Here is a 16,332-nt window from a genome sequence, read left to right as displayed (position 1 = left end):
AAAAAGGGTTCACCCCATCTTGAGGGGTGAACCCTTTTCATTTTTCACATGAATTCTGCAACAAGCTTATCAAAATGAGCTTGATCCAGAGTCAGGTCAGATTTGTTCAAAGCTTCTTCAGCATATCCAGGGACCAATTCCTGGTAAGAAGGTCGTGAAGGGTCTTGATAGATAATCCCCGTCACAAGGCTGTCATGCTTCATCAGCGTCTGCATGGCCTGTTCTTTATTTGTAGAATCGTAACCTTCGATCGTATTCAATTTCGTTAAGTTTTGTTTAAACCAATCATACGTATTGATTTTGTTATATGTTACACAAGGAGAGAACACATTGATGAAGGAAAAACCTTTATGATTGATTCCCGCTTCAATGATTGCCGTCAAGTCCTTCAGGTCAGTGGAAAAGCTTTGGGCAACAAAGGTTGCGCCGGCGGATAATGCCAATTCCATTGGTGAAACAGCCTGCTCAATCGATCCTTCCGGCGTGGACTTCGTTTTGAACCCTGCCGCTGATCGAGGGGAAGTCTGGCCTTTTGTCAATCCATAGATTTGGTTATCCATGACGATATACGTAATGTCGATATTACGGCGGATCGCATGGATGGTATGACCCATCCCGATTGCAAAGCCATCTCCGTCACCGCCAGAGGCTATAACGGTCAATTCACGGTTGGCCATTTTCACTCCTTGTGCGATTGGAAGTGAGCGGCCATGGATGCCGTGGAAACCATATGACTTGATGTAACCAGATATCCGGCCTGAACAGCCAATACCGGAAACGACAGCCAAATTCTCTGGTTCCAACCCTACATTAGCCGCCGCGCGCTGCATGGCAGCCTGAACGGAGAAATCCCCGCAACCAGGGCACCAGTTAGGTTTTACATCATTACGGAACTCTTTAAACGTTGCCATATTCGAACATCTCCTTGCATTGTGTGTGAATTTCATGCGGGAGGAATGGATTTCCATCATATTTTAGGATGCTTTTGATTTTATTGACATGTCCGACATTCATCTTGATGATATTAGCCAATTGTCCAGTCGCATTATTTTCGATAACCACTACCTTCTTCGCCGCTTGCACTAAAGAAAGGACTTCATCAGCAGGGAATGGGTGTATCAAACGGATTTGCGCATGGTTCACTTTCATGCCATCCGTTTCTAATCGGCCGATCGCTTCGTCGATCGTCCCGCGTGTGGAATTAAAACCAAGTATTAATAAATCCGCCTCTTCATGCGGAGTTTTTTTGTATACCGGTGTATTGAATGTATTCGTTAAGTTATCCAGCTTACGCATCCGTTTATCCATTTGCGCCTTACGATTCAAAGCCGTCTCCGAAGGTCTTCCGGTTTCATCATGCTCAACTCCCGTAACATGGTGGATACCGTTTTTCATACCAGGTACGACTCGAGGTGAAACGCCGTCTTGCGTGACTTCATAGCGCTTGAAGTAGGACTTGTTTTCAGACTCTTCAATTTCATGGTCCACCAATTTCCCGCGCCTTATTTCCACTTTACTGTAATCAAGCGGCTGAACCGTCTGTTTACCTAAAGAAAGCTGCAAGTCCGATAATACGATGACTGGGCATTGATATTCTTCTGCAAGGTTGAATGCTTCTGCCGTATCATAAAAAGCTTCCTCAACTGTACTTGGAGCCATGACGATTTTAGGGATTTCACCGTGTGTGCCGTAAATCATGGCCATCAAATCCGATTGCTCCTGCTTCGTAGGAAGCCCAGTGGATGGACCGCCACGTTGCGTATCGACAATGACGATCGGCGTTTCGGTAATGCCAGCCAAACCAATCGCTTCCATCTTCAAGGATAGTCCAGGACCAGCTGAAGCCGTGATGGCACGAACACCGCCATAGTTTGCCCCTATCGCCATTGTAGCTGCCGCAATTTCATCTTCAGTCTGGATGACCGTCCCGCCCAATTGCGGAAGTTTTTTAATCAGGTATTCCATGATTTCCGAAGCGGGGGTAATTGGATAGGCCGCCATGAAGCGGCAACCGCCTGCAACTGCGCCCAATGCGATGGCATCGTTACCGATCATGAACAATCGTTTTTGTCCATCTGCCTTTTCCAGCTCCATTGCACCCAGTTTTTCTCCAAGCAATACTTCCATTGCCTTGTAGCCAGCGGTAATGGCATCCATGTTCTTCTTGACGATTTCTTCGCCTTTACGGCCGAAGATTTCATCAACAACATCGTTGAAAACGGAAATTTCCATTCCAAGGACTGCACAAGTCGCACCGATGGCAACCATGTTTTTCATTAATGATGTTCCTAGTTCTGCTGCAATTTCAGTAAATGGAACAATATATAATTCTGCCTTCGTATCTTCTGGGCAGACAGGTTTGAATTTTGCATCCGCGATTATGATGCCACCCTCATGTAATTCTTTATAATTGACGTCAATCGTTTCTTGGTCAAAAGCGACTAAGATGTCTAAATCATCAGAGATAGCACGAGTTTCGGTAGTACTTACACGAATTTTATTATTCGTGTGTCCACCCTTGATTCGGGATGAGAAATGACGGTAGCCATACAAGTAATATCCTAAGCGATTGAGGGCGATACAGAAAATCTCTCCTGTACTTTCAATACCTTCACCTTGTTGTCCGCCAACTTTCCATGAAAGTTGATTGATCATGTCTTACACTCCTTTAGAACGTTCGTATATAAATGCATTTAAATGCACCTCTCTTCAGAACATTCGTTTATGTAAATTAAATCGTTCTAATTTAGGAAAGGTGTACTAAACGCTTTCAATTCTATCGGTTAAATCATTAAATTGCAACCTTTTTGATTCTATTTTTTATATTTTCAGAATATTTATTCATATCTATATAGTATGAATTAAAAATCTTCTAAAATCTTTCCGTTTTTCCAGGAAAGTGACTGGCGAAATTCCCAAAAAGAAGCCCTTTGACAAACTCACTGGAATAAAGCCTGTTCAATTCATTGATCAAAATATGATAATCCTTATATGAGGTTAGATTTTCCACCATATGATCGATGCCATCAAAGTCCGATCCCAATCCAATTTGATGCTCTCCCCCTAAACTGCATATATGGTCTATATGCCCCACAATATCCTTTATCGAAGCGGAGTCTCCATTGGATAAAAATTGCGGGACAAAGGTTACCCCAATCACTCCGTTTTTTTGTAAAAGGGCTCTTATTTGGCTGTCTTTTAAATTTCGCGGATGGGAACAAAGAGAATGTGCATTGGAATGGGAGGCAATGGGAAATTCCGCCCTCTTTATGGTGTCCCAAAATCCAGCTTCTGATAAATGAGATACGTCGCACCAAATTGCCTTCTCATTTAGCAAGGCCACCACCTCTGCCCCAAAATCCGTTAAACCCGCTCCCCTCGTTTCCAATGCCCCATCAGCTACCAAGTTCGCGTGATTCCATGTTAGCCCCACAGAGGTAACGCCAAGGTGAAGGAGCGTTTTCAGTTTCAATAAATCATTCCCGATGCAATCGCACCCTTCCAGCGTCAGCACTGCACCGATTTCAGTTTCTTTAAGAGATTCAATGTCAGACTTCGTCTTTACGAATTTCATTTCTGGCTCAGATACTATCTTTTCATGAAAAATATCAACCATGGCCAATGCCGCCTGGAATCTCATATCCGGATGGACTTTTTCAGGGATGTATATCGCAAAACATTGGACTTTTCCCCCTTCATCCAATAATCCCCGCTTGGTTATATGTAATGTGTCACTATCCAAAAAAGATAGTTCCGGATCGATGAACATCTTCATTAACACATCACAATGTGCATCAAAAATCGCCAACTTGATCCCCCCTTCCTGTCCCCATTCATTTAATGTTTACATGTTCCATTATAATCCGTACCGTCATTTTAAGACAAAAAAGAGCCTGCTCGCCAATGGACAAACAGGACACCCCTTCATGAAGTTATCTTGGTTCAATGATTAACTTAATAGCCGTTCTCTCTTCACCATCAATAAGTATATCTGTAAAGGCAGGAATACAAATCAAGTCAACTCCACTAGGTGCGACGAATCCTCTTGCGATTGCTACTGCCTTGACGGCTTGATTTAACGCACCTGCACCGATAGCTTGAATTTCGGCTGCCCCTCTTTCCCTGAGCACTCCCGCTAGTGCGCCTGCTACAGAATTAGGATTAGATTTTGCTGAAACCTTTAATATTTCCATTCCTAGTCCTCCTTGTCTTCCCTGCCGATTATGATCATAGGCTCAATAGTTATAACACTTTCCACTGCTACTATATTCATCAAGTAAAACTTGTATGACAAAGAAAACCGGGATTGTCCAACAAGATTTATATTGAATGAAAAAATGGATGGACAGCATTTGACTGTCCATCCACCTCATTTAATCAATCAATGATAAAAGGGATGATCCTCATTAATGAGGATCCTATCTATTTTTTTTGCCTTACCGGTTTTGTCATCGATTTCCAAAAGGATCGCACTTAATAGGGTCCTGCCCTCCTTAGGCACCTCGAAACGGACAGGAAGGCTTGTCAGGAACCGTTGGAGCACCGCGCCTCTTTCCATGCCAAGGACACCATCATACGGCCCTGTCATGCCCACATCCGATATGTAAGCAGTTCCCGCAGGCAATATGCGGTTATCGGCAGTCTGAACGTGTGTATGCGTTCCGGCAACGGCTGTAACTTTGCCATCAAGGAACCACCCCATAGCCTGCTTTTCGCTTGTTGCTTCACCATGAAAATCAACAAAGATGATGGGTGTCCTTTTTTGCGCCATCGCCACAAGCTCCTCCGCTTTTTTGAATGGACAATCTAAATCCGGCATGAATGTCCTGGCTTGTAAATTGATGACCGCAATTTCCTGCTGGTTCAATTTTAAAAATTTCATTCCTTCTCCCGGTGCACCGTCAGGAAAGTTTGCTGGACGGACGAGATATTTCGCATCATCAATGAAATTGAATATATCGCGATTATCCCATGTATGGTTTCCCATTGTCACCGCCTGTGCGCCCCACTCTAAAAAGTTTCGGTAAATCTTTTCCGTGATTCCACGGCCACTTGCCGCATTTTCCCCATTGATGACCGTAATATGCGGCCGATGCTTTTCCTTTAATTTCGGAAGGTATTCTTGAACCATTTCACGGCCTAGAGACCCTACGACATCTCCAATAAATAGCAGTTTCATTGTAAAACCCTTTCTAGATTCACATTTCTCGTGATAAGAATATCAAGTATGTATTGTAACATAATATCGGATGAATATCGGAGCCGTTACCTGTTAAAAACAAGAAAAAACGAAGAGGTTTGCCCCTCTTCGCTTTTTCTTTAACGACTTTTATTTAGCGTATTCGACTGCTCTTGTTTCACGGATGACCGTGACTTTTATATGACCTGGGTAATCGAGCTCTTCTTCAATCCGTTTGCGGATATCACGTGCGAGTCGATGGGCCGAAAGATCATCTATTTGCTCTGGTTTCACTAGAATCCGCACTTCGCGCCCGGCTTGAATCGCAAATGATTTTTCCACTCCATCGTAGGATTCGGAAATCTCCTCAAGCTTTTCAAGTCTTCTAATGTAATTTTCAAGTGTTTCGCTTCTAGCGCCCGGCCTTGCAGCTGATAAAGCATCAGCGGCTGCAACAAGCACTGAAATAATGGAAGTTGGCTCCGTATCGCCATGATGTGAAGCGATGCTGTTAATAACAGTAGGATGCTCTTTATACTTGGTTGCCAATTCCACGCCAATTTCAACGTGGCTGCCTTCCACTTCATGATCGATCGCTTTCCCGATATCATGCAATAAACCGGCACGGCGGGCAAGGACTTCATCCTCTCCAAGCTCAGCAGCCAGCAACCCTGAAAGCTGCGCCACTTCAATTGAATGCTTAAGCACGTTTTGTCCGTAACTTGTACGGAACTTCAAACGTCCCAGTATTTTGATTAGGTCTGGATGGAGACCGTGAACGCCAACCTCGAAAGTTGTTTGTTCACCAATTTCACGAATATGTTCATCTACCTCACGTCTTGCTTTGTCAACCATTTCTTCAATTCGAGCCGGATGGATCCGTCCGTCCTGAACAAGTTTTTCAAGAGCCAAGCGTGCCGTTTCACGTCTAATTGGATCAAATCCAGATAAAATGACAGCTTCAGGAGTATCATCAATAATAAGGTCAATACCTGTTAGCGTTTCTAGCGTCCGGATATTTCGTCCTTCACGTCCGATTATCCGTCCTTTCATTTCATCATTTGGAAGATTCACTACAGAAACGGTGGTTTCTGCAACATGATCAGCCGCACAACGCTGAATGGCAAGAGAAAGAACTTCTTTTGCTTTTTTATCAGCTTCTTCTTTGGCACGGGTATCACTTTCTTTAATCATAAGCGCTACATCGTGAGCCAGCTCGTTTTCCATTCGGTCTATAATGATTGCTTTAGCTTCTTCACGAGTTAAACCTGAAACACGTTCAAGCTCTGTTTGCTGCTTACGAACCGTCTCGTCCACTTTGCTTTCCATCTCTTCAATATGCTGTTGTCTTTGGTTTAGAGAATCTTCTTTTTTCTCCAAAAGGTTTTCACGTTTGTCTAACGTATCATCCTTACGGTCCAGATTCTCTTCTCTTTGCAATAACCGATTTTCTTGTTTTTGTAATTCATTCCTTCTTTCACGGGATTCCCGATCAGAATCTGAACGAATTTTATGAATTTCATCTTTTGCTTCCAACAAGGCTTCTTTCTTAAGTGCTTCCGCTTCACGTTTTGCATCCTCAAGGATGTGTTCTGCAGAGCCCTTTGCCCCTGCTATTTTACTCTCAAATTTTGATTTGTGAATAAAATAACCAACAACTGCACCGACGATTAGGCCAAGCAAAGTGAAGATGATTGTCATGGGTTCCATCGTTTCACCTCCCCTTGCTATGAACTTTTTACATAAAATGTTGAACTGTCGGCAAGTACATTGCACATAAATTCAATATACAGCACTTAATTTTCAAAATTTTAGTTTGAAAAATTGTAAAATATACATATTAATTGTATAGTTGAGAATTTTCATTGTCAAGCGTTTGTCCCTTATGTATCAATGATTATTCAAGTTTTCTTAAATATTCACCACTGGAATGTGCTACATTCTTCATGGAAGGAGACGGCAATTCTGTTTTCCAGCCACTGAATTCGCTGAAAATTTCGCACTTTTCAGTTCATAATATTTATAGAAAAGGCCCAAGCAAATAAGCTTAGGCCTTTTCCTACCATCAATCAAGTAATTCAAAATGTTCATCTTCCGCTTCCTCTGGCGGCAGCTCATGCTCTCCATCAAGATTATAATGATCCCTGATTTTCTGAGAAATCTCCAGAGCGATATCTTGATTTTCTTTCAAGAACATCTTCGCGTTTTCCCGTCCTTGTCCAACACGCTCTTCGTTGTATGAATACCACGAACCGCTTTTAAGGACGATATCAAGCTCTGCACCCATATCAATGATTTCACCTTCCTGCGAAATACCTTGACCATACATGATATCAACTTCCGCTTGACGGAATGGCGGCGCAACTTTGTTTTTCACAACTTTGATTTTGGTTTTATTACCGACGATTTCATTGCCCTGTTTTAACTGTTCCGCACGACGCACTTCCAGACGTACAGTCGAGTAGAACTTCAATGCCCGGCCTCCTGGAGTGGTTTCCGGATTCCCGAACATTACCCCGATTTTTTCACGGACTTGGTTAATGAAAATGGCGATGGTATTTGATTTATTAATGGCACCAGATAGTTTCCTTAACGCCTGGGACATCATCCGGGCTTGCAGACCCATATGGGAATCTCCCATTTCACCTTCGATTTCAGCTTTAGGAACAAGGGCTGCAACCGAGTCGATGACAATGATGTCCACCGCTCCACTGCGAACTAGCGCTTCAGCGATTTCCAAGGCTTGTTCACCTGTATCGGGCTGTGACAGCAGTAACTCATCGATATTCACACCTAGTTTTTCCGAATAGGCTGGATCCAAAGCATGCTCGGCATCAATGAATGCTGCAGTACCGCCAGTTTTTTGCACTTCTGCAATCGCATGTAATGCAACAGTCGTTTTACCTGAGCTTTCAGGTCCATATATCTCAATGACCCGTCCCCTTGGATATCCGCCCACTCCCAATGCTACATCCAATGCCAATGAACCACTTGAAATCGTTGAAATCCTTCGATCAGACTGTTCTCCAAGTTTCATAATGGAACCTTTACCAAATTGCTTTTCAATTTGTTTTAAAGCCATATCTAAAGCCGCTTGACGATCACTCACTCAATTTCCTCCTCTATATTCAAATAATCGGCTGTCCGATTAATGATGCTCTTACGTTAGCAAAAATCTGCGAGACAAATGTTTGTATCTTGTCTCAAAACCTATCTTTACTATATACTCTTTTTTCTATTTTGCCAAGCAAAAAGTCGAACATTCATTCGTTTTTTTCTTTTCGGATATTCTTCAAAAAAAAGCGTTTTACCTTAAATGAAACTTCATTTTCATTCCACTTCATCCGCAGTAATTGAAAATCATGGAATTATTTTTTTCTTTTTCCCCTTTATACAGGAAACAAACTCATTAAACTAAATAAAAGCAGAGCTATAAAAGCTCTGCCCCCTCATTCACAAATCATTAAGCAAGTAATGACAGCCATACTTGACGCTTCTAATGCGGTTCTGCTCCCTGCTGCCTGATAGATTCAACTCTTTAAAGTGCGTGTTTCCATCACGATACGAAATGCCAATGAATACGGTACCTACAGGCTTGCCTTCTTGTTCATCGGGCCCTGCAACACCCGTGAAGCTTATGCCTACGTCCGCATCGTGCATTTTCCGGACATTGGAAGCCATTTCCTTGGCACACTCACCGCTGACCACACCATGCTCGGAAATGATTCCGCCGCTGACGCCTAGGACACTCGACTTCGCATCATTCGTATAACTTACAATGCCGCCCTTGAAGACTTTACCGGCACCCGGGATGGTTGTCAACTGTTCCTGAAACATCCCCCCGGTCAAGCTTTCCGCCGCGGCAATCGAAAGCTTGCGGACCGTCAATTCTTTTACAAGTTCCTTTATAAGCGAAGTATTATCAGCTCCGTAGTAAAACTTCCCAACCCTGTCCATAATTTCTTTTTCTGCGGATAAAATAAGCTCTTCGCATCTTTGTTTGGACGAGTCCTTCGCCGTGATCCTTAATGTCACTTCGCCTTCGGAAGCCAGCGGTGCAATCGTAGGATTCGTTTGATTGACAAGTAGATCATCTATCACCGTTTCCAATTCCGCTTCACCGATGCCAAAGAATCGAAGTACTTTCGAATCGATTCGATCATGCTTATCCAATTTATTCATGATCGATTCATAGCCATAACTTAAAAACATCGGTTCCATTTCACTAGGTGGCCCAGGCAGGAGCATATATGTAATCCCGGATTTGGACAAAACCATTCCCGGTGCCATGCCATGATCGTTTGCCAGCACTTCACTGCCTTCTAAAACAAGAGCCTGCTTTTTATTATTTTCCGTCATGGGGCGTTCCCGTTTTTGAAAGTAAGCTTCAATGGATTGCAAGGCTTCATCGTTAAAAACGAGTTTCTTGCCTATATGGCGAGCAATCGTTTCCTTCGTTAAATCATCCTTGGTAGGACCTAGTCCACCAGTAAAGACAATCAAGTTCGCCCTTGATTCTGCAATCTCTATTGCTTGCTGCAAACGACGATCGTTATCCCCAACCACAGTATGGTAAAAAACATTGATTCCCATTTGGGCAAACTGCTGTGATAAGAATCTCCCATTAGTATTATTGATTTGTCCTAAAAGAAGCTCGGAGCCTACTGCAATGATTTCTGCATCCATCTTTTCATGACCACCATTCGTTTTACTTGGAATTAACAAATACTTGTTTGTTTTTTACAAAATAATCCAACCCTGACCATATCGTGAAGATTAAGGCAATCCATAAGGCGAGATTGGCAAATGGAAGTGAAATGAGGGCAAAGGGAAGGTTATGCAGCAACAATGCCGAAATCGCAACAATTTGCGCCCACGTTTTAATTTTACCAAGCTGGTTCGCTGCTACGACTTCCCCAGTGCCGGCAAGCACAAGACGCAATCCCGTCACGGCGAACTCACGGCTTATGATGACAATGGCAATCCAGGATTGACCGTACATCAAATCCAAATCGACCAATACAATCAGGGCAGCCGAAACCAGAAGCTTATCGGCCAAAGGATCTAGAAATTTCCCTAAGTCAGTGATCATATTATATTTCCTTGCAAAATGTCCATCGATCCAATCCGTAGTGGAAGCGATTATGAAGAGGATGGCCCCAGCCAAGTGTGCAACTGGCAAGCTGTATTCCCCCCATGTCAGCGTGCCCCATGAAAAAGGGACGAGCATGATGATTAAAAAAACTGGTATTAAGCAAATTCTTGCTACTGTAATCTTATTAGGCAGATTCAAAACATTTACCTCCAAAATTTACGCCAGCCCTTTGGGCCGGGCAATGCGTTATAGATCTTAAAATGATATGGCGAAGGGCCATCCGGTGCATTTATGTATAATTTAACTCAAAACCCAATCTTATATGCCGAAACCCGGCTTATTAGTATGTAGAGAAAAAATAGTCATCTATTAAGATGACTATTCGGCTTTCGTAAATTGTATCGTGACCAATTGCGTATTCACTTCAGTCGGTGAAATGGAATACTCCAGCTTCTCATCATTCACAAAAATTTCAGTTTCGTATGCCCTGCCTATATTGATGACGGCTTCTTTTTCGTTGGTGAAATCAATTTCCTCGCTCTTGTCCTTATCGATGGTACCCTGGTAAAGCAACTTGCCTTCACCATTTTTAATGCCAACCCAAGGTGAACCCTTGGATGTCACTTTTAATTTGAAGGTATCCGTACCTTTCAATTCATACGTGCTATTTTTACCGCTGGAACTGATAACGTCGAGTTTTTGCTCTTTCTTTTCTTCATCTTTTTTAGCATCAAGGTCATCTTCATTCTTCTTATCGGAAGAAGCGGGTTGTTTTTCTTCGTTCTGTTTCTTGCTTGCATTCTTTTCTTCCTTGTCGAACTCTTCACTCTTGCCGTAGCCCACGGATTCACTCTGTTTGTCGTCCTTTTTATCGGCATTATCCGGTTTACTCATATAGCTAGATACCAGTACATATATCAAGATGGCCGCACCAATGACCAAAACGACTGCCAATATCTTCGGTAACATTTCAACCACTTTGGAATTTCCTGCGGGTAGCGTTTTCCGGGATTGGACCCTTGAAAGCTGTTCCGGTAGTTCCTCGCTATAGACGGAAGGAACCTCGCTCTTGTATTGTTCAAAAATCTCTTCTGAATCAAGGCCGACCGCTTCACAGTATTGCTTGATGAATGCCCGTACATAAAACTTTCCAGGCATCATGCTGTAATTTCCTTCTTCAATGCCAACAAGGTAACGCTTTTGGATCTTCGTTACATCCTGTAAATCTTCTAAGCTAAGGCCTTTGGCTTCCCTAGCTTCCTTTAATCGATTACCTAACTCAGTCAAATCAAACACCTGCCATCTTAAAAGTCAAAGGAACCAAAATCGGACCCCGAAAACTGGTCTTTTTGGTCGACAACTTCATATGTTATTTCCTCGTCTGGATTGTTTCGCAACTCAATAATATAATCAAAGTCTTCGAGAGTATATTCCGTATTTTGGACAAATACATCCGGATGTTCAATGACCTTGACCGCATCAAGTCTCATGATTTCACGAATCAATTGCCAATGCCGCTCATTCGCACGGCGAGTGGAAACAATTCCGTCTAAAATGAACAAATTATCATTATTATATTCATCCTCGATAAGCTGACTGCGAATGGTCTGCTTTAAAAGGGTTGACGACACGAACAACCATCTTTTGTTTGCACATACACTCGAGGCTACGATCGATTCGGTTTTGCCGACACGCGGCATGCCTCGTATCCCGATTAATTTATGGCCTTCCTGTTTAAACAGCTCGGCCAGGAAATCGACAAGCAAGCCCAGCTCATCACGAACGAACCTAAAGGTGTTCTTCTCATCCGCATCGCGCTGGATATAACGGCCATGCCTGACAGCCAGTCGGTCCCGTAATTTAGGCTCCCTAAGCTTAATGACCTTTATCGTATCCATCGTATGGAGGATTGATTCGAATCTTTCTATATTACGGCTATCTTCCGCTTTTAAAAGTAAACCGCGTCTGCCTTCATCCACACCGTTTATCGTGATGATGTTGATGGACAGCATTCCCAGGAGGGATGATATATCCCCTAATAAACCCGGACGGTTGACTTGGATTTCATATTCAAAATACCATTCTTTTTTCTCCACGATAACACTCCTTAAGCCTAGAAGCTTTTACCCCAAACATCTGAGCAAAACTTATCCATCGTAAATTTCAAGGTCTGTACGCATAATTATTGTCTAGCTTCTATAATATAGCATTTCATGAGAAGTTAAAAGGAAAAACCCTATAAAAGTCTCCATTTTTATATTCGAGGATAATTACCGGTCATCCTCAAGCCAAAGGCCCTGTTAATAAATAACAGGGCCTTTGGCTTGAAGTGTTTACTTTGTTCCGTTGTTCTCGACTAACTTGACCATAACGCTTGCCATGGCATGTTTTTCTTCTTCGTTAGCGACTGACCAAAGATCAGCAAGGACTTTTTCTTGATCATTCTGGGGCTCAACCTGCTTAGCTAGATAATCACCGATTTCAAAAGCCAAGTTGTTCACAGCGCCTCCTGATAATCCTTGTTGCTCACCTTGATTTAATCTGTCGCCTAAGAAATTTTTCCATTGATCCCAATTGTCTAGTACAGACATGAATGGTCACCCTTTCCTTCAAAATAGTACATAGATATTTTGTGAAGGAACAGAGGAAATTATACATAGCATAAAAAAAATCATGTGTACCATCCACCATTGACGCCTAAGATTTGTCCAGTGATATAAGATGCTTTGTCGGAAAGTAAATAGAAAACAGCCTCGGCGACTTCTTTAGCGCTTCCCATCCTGCCCATCGGGATATCACCTTTGATGATTTCCAAATCGTCAGCACTGAAAGATTCAAGCATGGATGTCGAAATTGCACCTGGGGCAATTGCATTCACCCGGATTCCATTAAGTGAGACTTCCTTGCTTAACGCTTTGATAAAAGCATTTTGCCCACCTTTGACCATCGAATATAATACCTCACAAGATGCTCCCGTCTGCCCCCATATGGATGTGACGGCAACAATGGCAGCCCGATCTTGATACATCAACTTTGGAAGCAGTTCCTTCGTTAATTGGAAAGGACTTGTTACATGCAATTGGACCATTTCACTAACAACCTTGTCATCCATATCAGATATGAGCCCATAATAGCTATTCCCGCTATTGAGAACGATCGCATGAAGGGCGAAGATATTTTCCGCCAATACCTTGTATCCGTCCGGTGTAGATAAATCCGCTTGTATCGGAATGAGCTCCACCTGATGCGGATTAAGCTCTTCTATTAACTCCATGATTGCTTCTTCATTGCTGTTATAATGTAAATAAAGTGAATAATTCTCTTCGGCAAGCTTAATGGCGATTTCCCTGCCGATGCCTCCGCTGGCACCAGTTATAAGGGCAAAACGTTTCCCCACATTCCAGCCCCCTTTACTTTTATTTAGGAAGTATCTGACACACTGTCATCCGTTCATCTGCAATTAAATCTACGGCGACCTTCCTGATATCTTCAATCGTTAGTTTTTCCAGTACCGAAACCACATCAAACAAGTTCATATCATTGAATGCATATCGGGTAAACTGATTAGCGATATACTCCGGTGAATTCAGCGAACGAAGGAAAGAACCGATTTTTTTCTTAATCGTCCTTTGCAGACTTTCTTCATTCAAACCGGTCCCGGCTTTGGAATTTTGCAGGATCGTAAATATTGACTCCGTCAATTCTTCAGGCTTGGAACTGTCCCCGCCAACCAATGCAAATCCAAAGCCCTGCTCCTGTGTATAGTCATAAGAGAAGCTTTGATCGATCAGTCCTTCCTCATACAATTCTTCATGCAATGGCGAGCTTTTGCCAAACAGCATTTCCAAATAAATATTGGTCGCCAATTCCCTTTTCAAGAGCTGTATACCTGATTGATGAACATTGATGGCCTTGATTCCAAGCATGACCTTCGGAGTCTGGACATTCATCTTTAAGATTTCCTTTTTCTTGGCAACGGTGTTTGGCTCATCTTCGAATTTGCGCTCCACCTCAGGCTGTTCACTATAGCCTTTGCTCGTTTGATTATCGCGGATTAACTTCATTGTACTCTCGACATCGACAGGCCCTACAACGAACAGAAGCATGTTGCTCGGATGATAAAACGTGTTATAGCATTCATAAAGCATATCTTTCGTAATATCGGCGATCGATGCCACAGTACCAGCAATATCGATTTTCACTGGATGATGATGATACATGTTGGCAATCGTCCCGAAATAAAGCCGCCAGTCAGAGTTATCGTCATACATATTGATTTCCTGTCCTATGATGCCTTTTTCCTTCTCTACCGTCTTCTCCGAAAAGTAGGGATCTTGGACAAAATCGATTAAGGTCGTCAAATTTTTATTGAAATCGGACGTGCTGGAAAACAGATAGGCCGTACGGGTGAAAGAAGTGAAGGCATTTGCAGATGCCCCCTGCTTTGAGAATTGCTGAAAAACATCGCCATCCTCCTTTTCAAAAAGCTTATGTTCAAGGAAATGGGCAATTCCATCGGGCACCTTAGAAAATTCGGTTTCATTCAAAGGCTTGAAATGATTGTCCACTGAACCGTAGTTCGTCGTGAACGTCGCAAATGATTTATTGAATCCTTCTTTCGGAAGGATATATACCTCTAGGCCATTGGCCATTTTTTCATGGAAAAGTTCTTCCTTCAATTGAGTGAATTCTATTTTCTCCATTACTCTTGCACCCCCGCTTCTGTTAGGAAATAAATTGTATCAAGCTGAATCTTCTGACCGACGGCAACGATTTCTTCCTTCGTCGTCCGTTCCGTTTTAGCAAACCAATCGTCCAATGAAATATTCTGACCGGAAATCACATTATGGTATAAAATTTCAACAAGCCCTCTAGAAACGTCAATCGTTTCAAGAAGCTGATTCTTTACGACCGCCTTCGTCTGTTCCAGTTCGGCATCGGAGAAATTTCCTTGCTTCATTTCATTCATTTGAGCATGAATGATTTCGAGTGCTTGCTTGTAGTTCGCATTTTCAATGCCCGCCATCACCATCAATAGCCCTTTATGACTCTCGAGCCTTGAAGCTGCATAATACGCTAAACTGGCTTTCTCCCTAACATTGATGAATAGTTTTGAATGTGAAAAACCACCAAAAATCCCATTGAAAAGCTGCAGTGCATAATAATCCGGATCACCATAGGCAACATGGGTCCGGTAGCCGATATTCAGTTTTCCTTGTTTGACATCCGAGTTTTCGATGACTTCCTTTTCCTTTTCCACTTCCTTGCCCGTGTTCCTTGGCAAACGTACCGGTGCCCGATCCTTCAATGACACATACTTATCAGCTAAAGCCTCCACCTCTGATTCATCAATGTCACCGATTACATATAAGTCGATTTCATCCTCAGCCAGCATTTTTTGATAATAAGAGAAAAGGGACTCTGGCGTAATCGTTTCCAAGTCCTCCAGGTTTCCGCTTGCTTCGAGGGCATATGGTTCAGTTTTGCACATTTCCTCCACAAGCCTTGTAGCTGAATAGCGCATCTTATCATCGGAAATGGATTGAAGCCGCTGTTTCAATGAACGGATTTCGTTGGAAACCGTTTTAGGATCAAAGGCCTCGCCATTCTTTTTCGGGTGAAAGATCACCTCAGATAATAAGTTAAAAGCTTTTTCAAGAAGCGGTGTGGAATCACTAAGGAATTTTTCATTGACGATATCGATAGTGAAACTAACGATTTGATATTCTCCTTTTTTAGCAACATCCACATAAAAGCCTGTGCCGTATAACTCATCAAGATAGGATCGAAGCTCAGGCGTCGTGGGATATTTACTCGTATTGCTCTGTAATACATATGGCACCAATGCACGATATGTAACTTTCTCTTTCGTCAATGGAGCCTTCATCTTCAGCACAAGCGTATTCGTTTTATATTTATCCGTACGGACCACATGAAGTTTGTAGCCGCTTTTTTCCATTATTGTATCGGAAGCGATAGACATGAATAATCCTCCTCATTATATAAATCACCTTTAGTAGCTTATTGTTTGTATATAGCAACCCTTTTAAACATCTAC

Annotated in this window: 15 protein-coding genes; all 15 read right to left on the bottom strand. The window is 42.6% G+C overall.

The genetic code is table 11. The features are described 5' to 3' along the window. Positions 1 to 44: 44 nt before the first annotated feature. A complete protein-coding gene (locus CVN76_RS29785) occupies positions 45 to 911 on the bottom strand; it encodes a 2-oxoacid:ferredoxin oxidoreductase subunit beta (RefSeq protein WP_100534147.1) in 867 nt (288 codons plus the stop codon). Next, positions 898 to 2,655, bottom strand: a complete 1,758-nt coding sequence (locus CVN76_RS29780; protein ID WP_061144688.1) for a 2-oxoacid:acceptor oxidoreductase subunit alpha — start codon at positions 2,653 to 2,655, stop codon at positions 898 to 900. The genes CVN76_RS29785 and CVN76_RS29780 overlap by 14 nt, the downstream gene beginning before the upstream one ends. A gap of 217 nt (positions 2,656 to 2,872) precedes the next feature. Beyond that, positions 2,873 to 3,808 (bottom strand): dipeptidase, encoded by a 936-nt coding sequence (locus CVN76_RS29775; protein ID WP_100534146.1) that lies wholly within the window; start codon positions 3,806 to 3,808, stop codon positions 2,873 to 2,875. 124 nt (positions 3,809 to 3,932) lie between these two features. Beyond that, complete coding sequence (gene spoVS, locus CVN76_RS29770; protein ID WP_029281188.1) at positions 3,933 to 4,193, bottom strand: stage V sporulation protein SpoVS; 261 nt, start codon at positions 4,191 to 4,193, stop codon at positions 3,933 to 3,935. Positions 4,194 to 4,381: 188 nt separating this feature from the next. Further along, a complete protein-coding gene (locus tag CVN76_RS29765) occupies positions 4,382 to 5,179 on the bottom strand; it encodes a TIGR00282 family metallophosphoesterase (RefSeq protein WP_100534145.1) in 798 nt (265 codons plus the stop codon). A 150-nt stretch (positions 5,180 to 5,329) separates the two neighbouring features. Next, positions 5,330 to 6,889 (bottom strand): ribonuclease Y, encoded by a 1,560-nt coding sequence (rny, locus tag CVN76_RS29760; RefSeq protein ID WP_100534144.1) that lies wholly within the window; start codon positions 6,887 to 6,889, stop codon positions 5,330 to 5,332. A 355-nt stretch (positions 6,890 to 7,244) separates the two neighbouring features. Beyond that, positions 7,245 to 8,288 carry a recombinase RecA gene (recA, locus tag CVN76_RS29755; RefSeq protein WP_061144684.1) on the bottom strand — a complete coding sequence of 348 codons (1,044 nt, stop codon included), beginning with the start codon at positions 8,286 to 8,288 and terminating at the stop codon, positions 7,245 to 7,247. Positions 8,289 to 8,632: 344 nt separating this feature from the next. Next, positions 8,633 to 9,865: a competence/damage-inducible protein A gene (locus CVN76_RS29750; protein WP_100534143.1), complete on the bottom strand. Its 1,233-nt coding sequence runs from the start codon at positions 9,863 to 9,865 to the stop codon at positions 8,633 to 8,635. A gap of 22 nt (positions 9,866 to 9,887) precedes the next feature. Further along, the gene (gene pgsA, locus CVN76_RS29745) at positions 9,888 to 10,472 is read right to left on the bottom strand and encodes a CDP-diacylglycerol--glycerol-3-phosphate 3-phosphatidyltransferase (RefSeq protein WP_100534142.1); all 585 of its coding nucleotides are present in this window, start codon (positions 10,470 to 10,472) and stop codon (positions 9,888 to 9,890) included. A gap of 180 nt (positions 10,473 to 10,652) precedes the next feature. Next, positions 10,653 to 11,570 (bottom strand): helix-turn-helix domain-containing protein, encoded by a 918-nt coding sequence (locus CVN76_RS29740; protein ID WP_332850705.1) that lies wholly within the window; start codon positions 11,568 to 11,570, stop codon positions 10,653 to 10,655. Between the two features lie 8 nt (positions 11,571 to 11,578). Further along, the gene (locus tag CVN76_RS29735) at positions 11,579 to 12,370 is read right to left on the bottom strand and encodes a DUF3388 domain-containing protein (protein WP_057913349.1); all 792 of its coding nucleotides are present in this window, start codon (positions 12,368 to 12,370) and stop codon (positions 11,579 to 11,581) included. Positions 12,371 to 12,607: 237 nt separating this feature from the next. Further along, on the bottom strand, positions 12,608 to 12,865 hold the full coding sequence (locus CVN76_RS29730; protein ID WP_061144677.1) for a DUF3243 domain-containing protein: 258 nt from the start codon (positions 12,863 to 12,865) through the stop codon (positions 12,608 to 12,610). Positions 12,866 to 12,945: 80 nt separating this feature from the next. Beyond that, complete coding sequence (gene ymfI, locus CVN76_RS29725) at positions 12,946 to 13,671, bottom strand: elongation factor P 5-aminopentanone reductase (RefSeq protein WP_100534140.1); 726 nt, start codon at positions 13,669 to 13,671, stop codon at positions 12,946 to 12,948. A 19-nt stretch (positions 13,672 to 13,690) separates the two neighbouring features. After that, on the bottom strand, positions 13,691 to 14,977 hold the full coding sequence (yfmH, locus tag CVN76_RS29720) for an EF-P 5-aminopentanol modification-associated protein YfmH (RefSeq protein WP_100534139.1): 1,287 nt from the start codon (positions 14,975 to 14,977) through the stop codon (positions 13,691 to 13,693). Further along, positions 14,977 to 16,257: an EF-P 5-aminopentanol modification-associated protein YfmF gene (yfmF, locus tag CVN76_RS29715; RefSeq protein WP_100534138.1), complete on the bottom strand. Its 1,281-nt coding sequence runs from the start codon at positions 16,255 to 16,257 to the stop codon at positions 14,977 to 14,979. Before yfmF ends, yfmH begins: the two co-directional genes overlap by 1 nt. Between the last annotated feature and the right edge of the window lie 75 nt (positions 16,258 to 16,332).

This window comes from Bacillus sp. mrc49 (assembly GCF_002803435.1).
This window is presented reverse-complemented; position numbering and strand designations above follow the sequence as displayed.

Bases quoted from the DNA above. Each gene is read 5' to 3' on its own strand.
- CVN76_RS29765 (WP_100534145.1), bottom strand. From the start codon at position 5,179: ATGAAACTGCTATTTATTGGAGATGTCGTAGGGTCTCTAGGCCGTGAA.
- yfmH (WP_100534139.1), bottom strand. From the start codon at position 14,977: ATGGAGAAAATAGAATTCACTCAATTGAAGGAAGAACTTTTCCATGAA.
- CVN76_RS29730 (WP_061144677.1), bottom strand. From the start codon at position 12,865: ATGTCTGTACTAGACAATTGGGATCAATGGAAAAATTTCTTAGGCGAC.
- spoVS (WP_029281188.1), bottom strand. From the start codon at position 4,193: ATGGAAATATTAAAGGTTTCAGCAAAATCTAATCCTAATTCTGTAGCA.
- CVN76_RS29780 (WP_061144688.1), bottom strand. From the start codon at position 2,655: ATGATCAATCAACTTTCATGGAAAGTTGGCGGACAACAAGGTGAAGGT.
- yfmF (WP_100534138.1), bottom strand. From the start codon at position 16,257: ATGTCTATCGCTTCCGATACAATAATGGAAAAAAGCGGCTACAAACTT.
- CVN76_RS29785 (WP_100534147.1), bottom strand. From the start codon at position 911: ATGGCAACGTTTAAAGAGTTCCGTAATGATGTAAAACCTAACTGGTGC.
- rny (WP_100534144.1), bottom strand. From the start codon at position 6,889: ATGGAACCCATGACAATCATCTTCACTTTGCTTGGCCTAATCGTCGGT.
- CVN76_RS29750 (WP_100534143.1), bottom strand. From the start codon at position 9,865: ATGGATGCAGAAATCATTGCAGTAGGCTCCGAGCTTCTTTTAGGACAA.